The following is a 12,694-nucleotide window of genomic DNA, read 5'->3' on the forward strand; positions in this document are numbered from 1 at the left end:
TATTAGCAAAATCATCATTTTACAGTTGCATCAATTATCAAAGTAACATTTTTTAAAAACAAGTCTATCCTCTTCTGCAGCAACACATTTGTGGATGACAAAAGTTGTCCTTTGGTATCCCAAAACAAGCCATTGGCTTAATAATACTACGTTTATCCATGTCACCTTCCTCCAAACTAAGAGTCAATAAAACAATTCCACATTTTGATTAATTTACCTTAATTATTTCTATAATAACCCATGCTGCAATATTTGCGAAGTGAATTTAAAAGCGCATACATTTCTCTCCAAATCAAAAAGAACCCTCCCGCAGGAGCGTTCTCTGTGAATGATTAGCCTAAGCGTACATCAGATCCATATACCCGCGAGTTACATCTTCACCTTCGGCTTGTTCGGGCTGGTCTGCTTGTGCGTGTTCTGCCATGCAAGCCTTCACTGCTTCCTCTGTCGTACAACGATTCGCATCGTCACATGTGTAGCATAATTGAAGCATATATCTGGTTAATTCATCCGCCTGCGTGAATTGAGTTTGACCGTTGGTTCTCATCTTCATCACTCCTTCTCTTGTTGAGTTAAATATATCACCTTCTAGTGGATTTATTTGTGATTTATTTCACAAACTAAGCAAAAAAAGAAAAGGAACTCTTCTGGCTCCTCTCCTTTCTCCTATCTATTCACATCGATAACACTGAACGTTTATAGTACTTTCCAATGTACACCGCCATCTACCGTTTGCAGTAACAGCGATCTTTTGGCATCTGTATTTTCAACCAATATCCAGCCAAGCTTGGGAGTAACCATCTGCATCTTCACAATCTCCGGATAGTCTTCAAGAATTTTCTCCAGTACACTGCTTGCAGGAAGAACGCTCCATGTTTTGCCCGCATCCTTGGTGTGGTAGGTTATGCCCTTTTGCATCGCCCAACCTTCCGATGCGTTCAGAAATACCGGTGAAAGGTTACGATTCGGACCCGTTTGTTTGTTTAAAGTGAAATTGGACAGCTTCCAGCTCTTTCCGCCATCAGTGGTAAAGAATCCATTGAATGTCGTGCTCTCCCCTTGAGAACAGGACATTGACATCCAGGCTGACTGCGCTTCACGTCCAAAAAATTGTGGTGAACTAACACTGAAATTACCACACCCGTTGAATTTGTTTCGATCAAAGAAGGATGGTCCTGTATTCCAGCTCTCACCACCGTCTGATGTTACATATAACTTCGGTGTACCGAACTCAAGCGCTGTTAAGAAACCATGCTTTGGATCCGAGAATGTCATCCCCATGGTGTATCCACGTTTGGAAATTTCTTCTGCTTCCTGTTTGCCATCTTCATCACTGGATAACATCCGATTCCAGGTGATTCCACCGTCCTCGGTGAAGTAAAGTTTCTTGTCCTGTTTACCAATAGCGGTATCGACCGTGGTGAGAATCCAGCCTTTTTCAGGAGATACAAATGAGATCGCAGTCACTTTATCCGTCTTGGACAGAGAAGACAGGCTCCAGGTTACGCCCCCATTGTTGGTGCGAAGCACCATGGTATCTGTTCCACCCATGCCTTCACGAACAATCCAACCATGTGCACGATCTACAAAATAAATGCTTTGTCCATATTTAGGGTTAGCCGGAAACTGTACATTTTCCGAAGGTGAAATATTGGTCCAGGTCTTTCCCTGATCCTGAGTGTAGTACAGGCGCAGTGCATTCCGCGTCACACCCCACGCCAATCCTCCGTTGTCATTGAGCAACTGAAAATCGGTCAAACGGGTCTGTATTTGGTACTTGGCCATATCTGCAGATTCTGTACTGTTCACAGGGGGAACGACAGTTAATGTCTGCCCTGTATTCCCGGCGTCCTCCTGCTGCTGCGGAGGTTCTGCTTCCGGAGGTTGATCTGAGTCGGTGCATGCAGCCAATACAGCTGCTATACCTATAGACAGCAATGCTGTCTGCGCGATTTTAATCCATTGCAAACGCAAGTGGGTTCCACCTCTCTCATCCAATATACAGGCGCGCATGCCTGTCCTATGGCGTTTTATTTACGATTCATCAGAATCCACTGCTCCTATTCTACCACAAACCTTATGTAAAAGGCTCATTGCCGACTCATGGTTGGCCCGCTCCCTTTTTCCAGCTCATACTCTGGGCTATAGGTCGCACATTTATTACCATTAATTTCATCCTAAACTGTTTTTCGACGGAATAATTGGTAAAAAGACATGAAATGTGAACTATTTTATAGACAACACTCGCTTTATATTCTCTAATCCCTTAATATGGATGGGAGTATAACCCAAAAAGGAGATGATATGAACATGACAAATAGTGCAGCTCTGAAACCAAGTCGTGTCGTGATTGTAGGCATGGGTGCGGTGGGAACAACAACGGGATACACGCTAATGCTGAGACAGCGTTCGTCCGAGTTGGTATTTGTGGATGTGAATCATGATAAGGCAACCGGCGAAATGCTGGATATGAACCACGGTCTTCCATTTACGGGAGGCGTGAAAGTATGGGCTGGCGATTATTCCGACTGCAAAGATGCAGATATCATTATTATTACAGCCGGTGCTTCCCAGAAGCCGGGCGAAACCCGGATTGATCTGCTGAAGAAAAATGCAAGCATTTTCAAAGATATTATTGAGCGTATTACTGAAGTGAATTCTCATGGTATTTTACTGATTGCAACCAATCCTGTAGATATTTTGTCCTATACTTCGTGGAAACAAAGCGGATGGCCTGCTTCCCGTGTCATCGGTTCAGGTACATTGCTCGATAGCGCACGTTTCCGTTACCTGATTGGCAAGAATAAAGGGATCGACCCGCGTAGTATTCACGCACACATTATTGGTGAGCATGGAGATTCCGAAGTACCGGTATGGAGCCTGGCTAACGTTGCAGGAACAGATCTGGAATTGGATGAAGAAACACAACAGGATATCTTCGACCGTACCAAAAATGCGGCGTATGAGATTATTAATGCCAAAGGAGCGACTTCCTATGCAATCGCCCTTGCTCTGGACCGCATTGTAGCTGCAATTCTCGGCAACGAAGGCTCCGTTCTGAACGTATCCACTTACCTTGAAGACTACAATGGTGTATCGGATGTTTATCTCGGAGTTCCATGTGTTGTCGATCGCAACGGTGTGCGCGAAATTCTGCCTCTTCCGCTGAATGAATCCGAGAAAGTGGCTTTCCAGGCATCTGCTAACAAATTAAAAGAACAGATCGCTGGATTGGAATAATCCACGTATAAAAAATAACCACCTGTATTCCTGTATTAAGGAGTATCCAGGTGGTTATTAGCTATCTAAATTTCATTTAGTTTACATAACATTTATTCCGTTAAGGTTTTATCTTTGAACATTACTAATTACCAACTCTCCGTTACTCTAAATACCACATTAACTGTGTTCGAGCCTGGACCACCAATGTTCGATACAGCTAAAGTTACAATCTGATTTTCCGGAAGAGTGAAATCCAAAAGTTCTGAAGAGGCCAATATTCTGGTATTCCCTGCTGCCCCTCCTGTAATGCCTTGAAACACCACTTCTCCACCTGTAATTGTTGTAGAGGTATTGTTGACCAGCAGTGCGGTCTCGCTATCAGGAATGATCGTTGTAGCTGTGGGATAATTAACAAAAGCTCCATTTAACGTTCCTCCCACAAGCACTTGGTAACTTAGATCTACGGTTGAAATCACATTAATTTCTTCCAAATTCACCTGAACCGAATTCGTTCTAGCCGAACCCGCTGGAAACACAGCTTTTCTTGTAAATGAAATTACGGGTGTTAATGTTGATGTAACATTAGTTATTCTTCTTCTTTCGGAAGTTACTCTATAGGTTGGTTCATATTTTCCGATAATACTATATTGTCTTCCACCCACAAATATACTATAAGCAGCACCAGTTCCATTATTAGCGACTTGTGCTCTTAACGGAAGATTTGGATCAACAAAGCTTGTTTGACCTGTTGGGGAGAATCGATGAACGGTAACTACCTCTTGGGCTAACGTTACGGGATCAGGGATAACCACTCTAAATTCGATCACTCCGTAACCATACCATGTAAATACAATTTGGTATATGTTCCCTTTTGATAAGTTTAGTGTAGCTCCGCTTGGCCCTGTCCCGTTTAATGGATCTACATTCCATAAGCTTTGAGGAACTGTCGTATCAACTCCTGCTCTTCGTACGGTTACAAACACCGTAGTACTGTTCACTCCAAAAAAGGCTCCGTTTTGAGTATCAAATAATCCCCATTGCGCCACTTGGTTACCTATTGGCAGAGAAGGAATTCGGACCCCTATCCCGGCCTCTCCTGCATAACCTGGTTCATATCGTCCTCGTAATACACTTTCTAAAATGGCCGAGTCTACGCCACTGGCAGTGTTGCTCAAATTATACTCAGTCGCGTTATTTGTAACCGTGCCAGCCCCAGTATTCGTAACTGCATCTCTAAGGATCGATAAACCATACACAGAAGTTAACTCCACAATTGGAGTTTTTTGTACTACACGCAGCTCATCGAATTGCGAACTGACATTTGGCCCAATATTGGAGATGATAATATCTGACAATGTTTCTCCTCCTTTGCAGAAAGAGGGAGAAGAAGTGAATATTCTTCTCCCCGCTTTTATTGACTACCATTCTTCAGTGACACTAAAGGTTGCGGTGACAGAATTCGTACCACCACTTAAGTTAGCTACAGCCAGCGTGACAAATTCAGTGTCTGGTAATTGAAAATCCAATAATGACGCAGAAGCTAAAATTCTGGCACTTCCTTCAACGCCAGCTGCTAAGCCTTGTAGTAGTACTTGACCTCCAGTAATGGTCGTTAGCGTACTATTTACTAACAGACCTGTCTCCGAGTTTGGAATATTCGTCGTAGCCGTTGGATACGTTGCAAAGGCTCCATTAATGGTTCCGCCTAATATGATCTGATAGTATATATCGTCTGAGGTTACAAGGTCGATTCCTTCAAGTTTTACACTGACTGAATTCGTTCTGCCTGAACCTGCCGGGAAAGTTGCTTTTCTTTGGAAGGCCAAAACCGGTGTCAGAGCCCCAGTTGCAGTTACGGTTCTTCTTTCAGAAGTAATTCTGAATACCGGACTATATCTGCCCAAAATGCTATATTGTCTTCCTCCAACAAATAAATTAAGTGCAGATGCTGTTCCACTATTCGAAATTTCAGCACGGAGAGGAAGATTAGGATCGGCCAAGCTTGTTTGCCCGCTTGGTGAGAATCGTTGAACGGTAATTACTTCTTGCGCTAAAGTCGTAGGATCAGGAATAACAACTCTAAACTCAATGACCCCATAACCGTACCAAGTAAATAAAATTTGAAATATATTCCCCTTAGCCAGACTAAGCGTAGCTCCGCTAGGACCAGTTCCATCTAATGTATCCACGTTCCAGGAAGCCTGAGGAATAATCGTGTCAGATCCTGCTCTTCTGACTGCTATAAATATTCCGTTTGCCACACTCTGGCCAAAAAACAAACCATTTTGGTCATCAAAAAGTCCCCATCTCACCACTTGTGTTCCTGTAGGGGCAACAGGCAATCGTACACCGATCCCTGCTTCTCCAGCATACCCTGACTCATACCTTCCCCGTTCTGAGCTTTGAAGTATTGCCGTATCTGCTCCAGATGCTGTCGTGGTTAATTGAAACTCTGTGTTGTTGCTTCCAACCGTTGCAGCACCCAACGTAGAGACGATGTCTCTTAGGTTAGATAGACCATATACTGAAGTCAATTCAATAATCGGCGTTTTTTCACTTGCTCTTAATTCGCTAAATTCAGAACTAACATTTGGGCCTACTCCCACTATCGTTACGGTAGGATCGACTGTACCAGTAGCTCCGGTTGCACCAGTATCTCCAGTAGCTCCAGTAGCACCAGTTGCTCCAGTAGCACCAGTTACTCCAGTTACTCCAGTTGCACCAGTAGCTCCAGTTACACCAGTACCTCCGGTTACACCAGTATCTCCAGTTGCCCCAGTCACTCCAGTTGCCCCAGTCACTCCAGTTGCCCCAGTTGCACCAGTTACTCCAGTTGCTCCAGTTGCTCCAGTTGCTCCAGTTACACCAGTTGCTCCAGTTTCTCCAGTAGCTCCAGTTACACCAGTACCTCCAGTCGCACCAGTATCTCCAGTCGCACCAGTAGCTCCAGTATCTCCAGTAGCACCAGTTACTCCAGTTTCTCCGGTTGCACCAGTATCTCCAGTTGCACCAATAGCTCCAGTTTCACCAGTAGCTCCGGTTACACCAGTAGCTCCAGTTGCACCAGTTGCACCAGTTGCTCCAGTATCTCCAGTTTCTCCGGTTGCACCAGTTTCACCAGTAGCTCCGGTTACACCAGTAGCTCCAGTTGCACCAGTTGCACCAGTTGCACCAGTTGCTCCAGTATCTCCAGTTTCTCCGGTTGCACCAGTTGCACCAGTAGCTCCAGTTACACCAGTTGCCCCAGTTACTCCGGTAACTCCCATGGACTCATTTGCACCTAACAATTCTGAAGATACAATACGATGGGGCGTTACAAGCTGCCCGGCAGAATTCTTTCCCCAAACTGATATTTCTACTTGCTGTTCTGCGAGACCACTTGTTGTAAAGATAAATTCAAATACATCCAGGTTTGCAAAGTAGTTCTTCGTTATTGCTTGATTCGGATTTATACTAACTAATTCAAGTACGTATAGAGTTCTGGTTCCATTCATATAAAATCCCTGAATCAAGATACTCGCATTATTGACCAGATCTCTATTATCGATCTTAATCGTCAGCTGTTGTGTTGGCCTTACGCCACTAACTGGATTATTCTCAATCGGTCCAGTTGATAAAGTAACCATGTTATCCCCTCCCCTCACATGCATATTAATTTTTGGCATCCCCTAACTTCTTTACATAAGGTATTCCAATTATTGCTAAGGGTGAGAGTGATCGCATAATTCAGTATTTGAGAACTCAAAAAGCCTGTCACTTGGACAGGCTTCTCTAAATCAAATTATTCAATAGCTAATTGTTTAACCCAAATGCGGGAAGTTTAACGTCCAACAGAGCCATAGCCTCTTCTTTCTCCCGGCTGGTTACGTGAGTGTACACGGTTGTCGTTTGAATCGATGCATGACCGAGCAGTTCCTGTACTGTACGCAAGTCGGCTCCACGCCGTAACATCATGGTCGCGAAGGAGTGACGCAGCTTATGACTGGAGTAGTTTTGACGTTGATTAGCGGGTGATTCCTGTTGGAAGCGTTCAAAGGTTTCCGTAGATATGAGCTGGATGCTGCGAATAGACAATCTTTTCCCTTTTTGCGAGACAAATAGTGCTTCCTCTTTCGGTCGCCAAGGATCGAGACGCTCAGCCATCGCTTGTGATAAGACTTTTGCCACAGTCTCCGGTACAGGTAGGGAGCGCCATTTACGACCTTTACCAAATACATCCAACGTACGTCGCTCCGCGTTATAGTCTTTGCAATCCAGAGCATGCACTTCTCCAACCCGTAATCCCATATATCCCATCAGTAGAAAAACAGCCAGATTACGTGTACGATACTTTCCTTCTACCGACTCCAGAAAACGTGACAGCCCACTTTCATCAAGGAAAACGGGCGCACGGTTTTTCTCGGTTTTGGATTTTTTGATCCCAAACGCCGGATTATTGCTTAACAATTCAAGTTCAATGAGGGACTTGTAAAAACAGTTCACCGCGGCATGTTTGCGATTTCTCGTGGCATCACTAACCCCACGCTCCCGCGCGCGGGACAGAAAAGACAACACATGCAGCTTTTTGACCTGCTCCAGTGACTTTCCTTGAATGGAGACCAGGAATTCCACTACGTCACCTGTGTATGATTTTAACGTATGGCCTGTATATCCGGCATCCTTCATCCATATGTGAAAAGCTTCTAGCTCGTCCGCATATTGCTCCTTAATCTCCTCGGTCATCATCTGTCTACGTCACCTCAATTCAGTTCTTTATAAGTTGAACAGTGCTCTACGCTTCATCCACAATGACAACATCAATCAGCGGAATGATCGTTTCGGGTTTGCCTTGACTACGGGTAAGTACAAACGATGGCAATGGATTCTCGTGCAGACCATTCACGGATTCACAGATCTGAGTATACAAATCCATATGCAACGTCTCGCCTTCACCCGCCACATCAATAACAGGCCAATCGTTCTGCACACAGGCAGGCCAGTAAGCCAGCTCATTCGCAGGTATGATACTTAATTGTTGAATGGACGGATCAATACGGTAGATCCCGTGCCGGTCAGGTTCATCGCCCAGCTTGTCCACGGCAAGTATTCGAGCAGACTGCTCATCTGGTGCAGAATAGAGTGAATAACACCACGGAGTCACGCCCCAGGCGATCGCCATCAGCCCCTCTTCCAGCAACGTATCCGACAGTTCCCCCTCCGCAAATTGTTCGATCAGATTATGGTTACCCGGTCCCATCAGTTCCTCTACACGTTCAGCGAGTCGAGGCAGGTCAGCAAGAATGAACCCTCCTCTCCCGTAGGAGTCAAACACATGATGGTTTCTGCTCCAAACAGCTTGAGATAGTGAACTCAACGACGCTGCTTCTGCCGGGAAAAGCGATATATATACGGTGATAACCTGCGCATACTTAACCATTGCAAGTTGTTCAGGTTCGAGTGCACCTTCAGCAATACGAGGTGTTTTCATATGCAGGGAGATTCGAAGTTCGTATTCCCCCTCTGTAAATGCTGCCCAACCAAGTTTAACAGACTGTTCAACGCCTTCAACAGATGTAATGGAGATTGAGCTATCCGGTTTCAGGTTAACAGCATACTGCACGTATGCCAGCTCCTGACCATAGATGATATTGGCATCTTGACGATTGACGGGTGAATCCAACTGTTGTGCAATGACAGATACCTTACGTCCATCCTTCAGAAGGCGCTGCGGATCAATATTCAACTGTAGGTCATCTGCACCTCCTGATTGTGAAACAATTAATTGCGCCTCTGCAAGTACGGATGAGTCAGCTAATGCAAATCCAAAAGCTGCATTTTGATGATCTGAATTCGTATGTAATGGTGTGTTCAAGATACATCCCCTCTCTTATGTCTGATGGCATGTCACATCCCCAAATATATTTCATATTTGGCTTAGCCGCAACCCCGCCCCCGTGATTAAGTTGGTTACTCCCTAATTACTTACCCATATATGAAGAAAATTCCAACCTTCCCCTGCTGTTATCTTCCTTTAGCTTTCTATATAAAAAAATCCTAATCCCGCTTCGCCTAAGCGGCGATACGAAATGAGGAAAAATGAATGTTCTCGGTTAAAGACGTTTGCAACTTGTCTAACACGTTATCGCGTTGCTTGTTTAAATTTATTTTTGTAGATCACTTATTTTGTTCTTTTTCCGCGAAATTTATCATGATCTGTTGCACGTGGATGAATATGAAAATGGATTTAAATCAAAACTGCGTATAATTTATATTATGCGCAGTTTTGATAAGCCTAATTTTCTTGGAAAAACATCTTATATCCCTTGTTATCTGAAGTTAAGAAAATGAGAGCTCTTTTCGTCTTTTTCCGCTGTCCCTTCCTCCCTTATCCTGTCTAAATCCACGATATGACGGCATGTAAAAGAGCCACATATCATTATGCGGCCCTTTATTTCTTACTATAGGTGGAGGTGTATATACAAATACGAACTGACTTCATTTCAGGTTTATTATGAGAAAGCAATTCTCTCTGCGTCCGATATCCGGTATTGGGTTAACAAATAATCTTTGCTCTGCATCGCCGCATGACGAATCGCATCCAGATCAACATTCAACAGCTTACCCTCTCGCTTCACGAGTCTACCTGCCACAAAGACCGTATCCACGTTGGATGGATTGGCAAATTGCACAACAGCGCCGATTGGATCATGAACAGGGAACATATTCAGGTCGGTGGTACGAATCATGACCAGGTCCGCTTCCTTTCCTGGGGTCAGCGTTCCGACCTTCTGCTCCAATCCTAATGCTTGTGCACCAGCCGAAGTTGCAAATCTCAGTACTTGGCTGGACTGCAAGTTCAACTCGCCAGGCATCTCACCCTGCTGCAAAAGTTGTTCATTGGCTCTGGATCGTTCAGATTGAAGTGCAAACTTCATCTGCGAGAACATATCTCCGCCTGTGGACGTTACCACATCTACACCAAGTGTAGGGGTTCCCCCATGTTCAAGAAAATAGCCGGTGGCCGGATATCCATGACCCATCATCATTTCAACCTCAGGTGTGACCGACAAGGAAGCGCCGCTATCTGCCAGCACTTTGTATTCATCCATGCCCATGGTGTTACCATGAACGATATTCACCCGTGGACTTAAGAGTCCCGCTTCGTACAAGTGACTGATGGAGCGATCCACAGATCCCCAACTGCCAAATCCGGCATGCATGGAACAGATTGCATCCAGCTCTTGTGCTAGTTCGATCTCTTTCACGGTTGTATCCCAATGACTGAACTCCGGACCACGAATGGCAAGCCCATAAGTAAGCAATTGATCCCGTGATGAAAAATAACGTTCTTTGACTCTTCTCACATCTTTATTCGAATACGTGAGTTGACTATCCCGATTCCAGTAGTCCGTCTCACCAGGGACTCCGTGAGCAAATACCGCCCGAATCCCAGCATCCTGAAGTCCACGAATCAGTTCATCCGTGTGGTCAGGGGAATACGGCATGCTCCAATCCAACACCGTTGTCACTCCTGCATTAAGCGCTTCCAAGGAACCGAGCAAGTTGGCAATATAACTATCTTCTGCACGGAGCTTGCTTCCCATCGCACCATAATAGAGATTTTGCAAATAAACTGGTAACGACCAGTTGGTTCCTGCTGTTTTGACAAGTGATTCCCACATATGCCGATGCGTGTCCACCAGCCCAGGCATAATAATCATCGATGAAGCATCAATGATCTCCGCATCCGGAATATCCAGGTCGGGCTGGATCGCCATGATCAGTGAATCCTGAATCAGAACGTCCGCCCTCTTATACTGTCCAATTCGAGCATCCATCGACAACACACAGCCATTTTTCAACAGATAACTTGTCCGCACAAGACACATCTCCCATCTGATTTGGTTTGAAAGACGATCATATCCTGCTTACGAATCCGTACTGCGTCTGACTATTTTTTCGCTAGTATATATACATTATATAGTTATTGTTAGTATTTATCAATTTTGGGATTTACGTTTCGCCCGAAATCTTCTGACCTTCATCAGATTTCCACACATCTTATCATCACAGTACTTCTGTGTTCTGCTTCGGGTATCATCATAGAACATCCAGCGACAATCCGAATTATCACAGATCCGAATCCTATGCCCTTCTCCCTCCACCAAAGTCGTGGCAAAATCAGCAGCTACCTCAGCCATAACCTGATGCCAATGTGCTTCTACAGCTACCAGTTGGAGTTTCAGTTCCTGATCAATTGTAGTCAATGTTCTTCTCACATGCCCTGCTTCCATAATGCCATTTAACCATTGTTTTTCTATATCCGTTAACGATGCTCCAGAAGACAAGCGGGCTCCAAGAGCCAACAGTTCATTCCTGAAGTTTCTCATGGACAACTCATCTTCGGGTGATGCAGGGACAGAAGCGTTAAGTTGCCATCGCTCCAGAAAGTCTTGCTGCCAGCTCGCCTTCCCAAGCCTGTCCTCTGATCGATCTCCCCCACGCCAGTCGTGATAATCGCTGTTAACAAAATCGGTCCATAACCTGTCCATATATACCTCCGTTCATTGTAACCATCTAAGTTAATAAAGAAGGTTACAACTCATCTTTGATGTGTTATATTAAGTGTAACCTCATTAATCAGTTTTAGCTAGTTACAACACATATCACAATTATACGCAAGGAGGAAAAAGCAATGACAAAAACAACAGCACTAGATGTGTTACGTATTCAAAAGGATGATACTTGGGATCAATGTAATTGGATTGTACCTTTGTCGAAATCCTTGGAGGGTCTTACAGCAGAACAAGCAGCCTGGATTCCACCTTCAGGGGGATTAAGCATCTGGCAGTTGGTTAACCATATGTATTATTACAACCATCGCTTATTATGTCGCATGCAAGGTAAGGAGCCTACCCTTCCTGCTGTTGACTCCAATGAATACACATTTGGGAATCCTGGAGATGCAACGGACGCAGCCGGATGGAATACACTGCTACAGGGTACAACTCGATTAGCCCAACAGTTGCGAGATCAATTGGCTGCACTTCAAGAGTCAGATCTTGAAGCCGCATATATGGATTCCGAAGAGAAATGGGCACACGAACTAGCTCGCTGGGTACTCCATGATGCGTATCACGCAGGTCAGATCGTGCTTCTTCGCAGACAGCAAGGAAGTTGGAAAATCGTTTTCTAAAAAAATGCTTGAACTGCTAGCGCTTACAGGAATAAGATGAACTTATTAATGTTACAACTTGTTCAACACACTATATAATTGAATAGGATCTTCGGGGTAGGGTGCAAATCCCAACCGGCGGTGATGTTCTTCGGAACCAGCCCGCGACTCGCTATTTGTTCTTAACGAAGGACATCTAGCGACTGACTTGGTGTGAATCCAAGGCCGACGGTACAGTCCGGATGAGAGAAGATCAACACATTGACATGCCGTTCACGGGAAGGCCTCTTTCCTGACGCATGTCCTTGGATGAGCCCC

Annotated in this window: 10 protein-coding genes and 1 riboswitch; of the genes, 2 read left to right on the forward strand and 8 right to left on the reverse strand. The window is 44.8% G+C overall.

The window, feature by feature from the left end; translation table 11 throughout:
* Window positions 1-337: 337 nt before the first annotated feature.
* Complete coding sequence (locus tag MKY92_RS17315) at window positions 338-547, reverse strand: hypothetical protein (protein WP_339297074.1); 210 nt, start codon at window positions 545-547, stop codon at window positions 338-340.
* Between the two features lie 149 nt (window positions 548-696).
* Window positions 697-1,974, reverse strand: coding sequence for a YCF48-related protein (locus MKY92_RS17320; RefSeq protein ID WP_339297075.1), 1,278 nt, complete (start codon window positions 1,972-1,974; stop codon window positions 697-699).
* Window positions 1,975-2,310: 336 nt separating this feature from the next.
* Here MKY92_RS17320 and MKY92_RS17325 point away from each other — a divergent pair, with 336 nt between their 5' ends.
* Window positions 2,311-3,240, forward strand: coding sequence for an L-lactate dehydrogenase (locus MKY92_RS17325; protein ID WP_076217081.1), 930 nt, complete (start codon window positions 2,311-2,313; stop codon window positions 3,238-3,240).
* 128 nt (window positions 3,241-3,368) lie between these two features.
* Here the strand turns inward: MKY92_RS17325 and MKY92_RS17330 are convergent, their stop codons facing one another.
* From MKY92_RS17330 to MKY92_RS17355, 6 genes are all read right to left on the reverse strand, one after another.
* Window positions 3,369-4,577: a hypothetical protein gene (locus MKY92_RS17330; RefSeq protein WP_339297076.1), complete on the reverse strand. Its 1,209-nt coding sequence runs from the start codon at window positions 4,575-4,577 to the stop codon at window positions 3,369-3,371.
* 63 nt (window positions 4,578-4,640) lie between these two features.
* Entirely contained in the window at window positions 4,641-6,848 is a 2,208-nt protein-coding gene (locus tag MKY92_RS17335; protein ID WP_339297077.1) for a hypothetical protein, read from the reverse strand.
* A gap of 166 nt (window positions 6,849-7,014) precedes the next feature.
* Entirely contained in the window at window positions 7,015-7,947 is a 933-nt protein-coding gene (locus MKY92_RS17340; RefSeq protein WP_339297078.1) for a tyrosine-type recombinase/integrase, read from the reverse strand.
* A gap of 46 nt (window positions 7,948-7,993) precedes the next feature.
* Window positions 7,994-9,073, reverse strand: coding sequence for a hypothetical protein (locus MKY92_RS17345; protein ID WP_339297079.1), 1,080 nt, complete (start codon window positions 9,071-9,073; stop codon window positions 7,994-7,996).
* 637 nt (window positions 9,074-9,710) lie between these two features.
* Entirely contained in the window at window positions 9,711-11,090 is a 1,380-nt protein-coding gene (locus tag MKY92_RS17350) for an amidohydrolase family protein (RefSeq protein ID WP_339297081.1), read from the reverse strand.
* A gap of 111 nt (window positions 11,091-11,201) precedes the next feature.
* Complete coding sequence (locus tag MKY92_RS17355) at window positions 11,202-11,753, reverse strand: CGNR zinc finger domain-containing protein (protein ID WP_339297082.1); 552 nt, start codon at window positions 11,751-11,753, stop codon at window positions 11,202-11,204.
* Between the two features lie 143 nt (window positions 11,754-11,896).
* Here MKY92_RS17355 and MKY92_RS17360 point away from each other — a divergent pair, with 143 nt between their 5' ends.
* The gene (locus MKY92_RS17360) at window positions 11,897-12,397 is read left to right on the forward strand and encodes a DinB family protein (protein ID WP_237174897.1); all 501 of its coding nucleotides are present in this window, start codon (window positions 11,897-11,899) and stop codon (window positions 12,395-12,397) included.
* A gap of 83 nt (window positions 12,398-12,480) precedes the next feature.
* Window positions 12,481-12,634: riboswitch (FMN riboswitch) on the forward strand.
* Window positions 12,635-12,694: the final 60 nt, after the last annotated feature.

Source organism: Paenibacillus sp. FSL R5-0623 (genome assembly GCF_037974265.1).
Taxonomy (GTDB): Bacteria; Bacillota; Bacilli; order Paenibacillales; family Paenibacillaceae; genus Paenibacillus.

Coding starts and splice junctions, on each gene's coding strand:
- MKY92_RS17340 (WP_339297078.1), bottom strand. CDS start 7,947: ATGATGACCGAGGAGATTAAGGAGCAATATGCGGACGAGCTAGAAGCT.
- MKY92_RS17355 (WP_339297082.1), bottom strand. CDS start 11,753: ATGGACAGGTTATGGACCGATTTTGTTAACAGCGATTATCACGACTGG.
- MKY92_RS17315 (WP_339297074.1), bottom strand. CDS start 547: ATGAGAACCAACGGTCAAACTCAATTCACGCAGGCGGATGAATTAACC.
- MKY92_RS17360 (WP_237174897.1), top strand. CDS start 11,897: ATGACAAAAACAACAGCACTAGATGTGTTACGTATTCAAAAGGATGAT.
- MKY92_RS17325 (WP_076217081.1), top strand. CDS start 2,311: ATGACAAATAGTGCAGCTCTGAAACCAAGTCGTGTCGTGATTGTAGGC.
- MKY92_RS17335 (WP_339297077.1), bottom strand. CDS start 6,848: ATGGTTACTTTATCAACTGGACCGATTGAGAATAATCCAGTTAGTGGC.
- MKY92_RS17350 (WP_339297081.1), bottom strand. CDS start 11,090: ATGTGTCTTGTGCGGACAAGTTATCTGTTGAAAAATGGCTGTGTGTTG.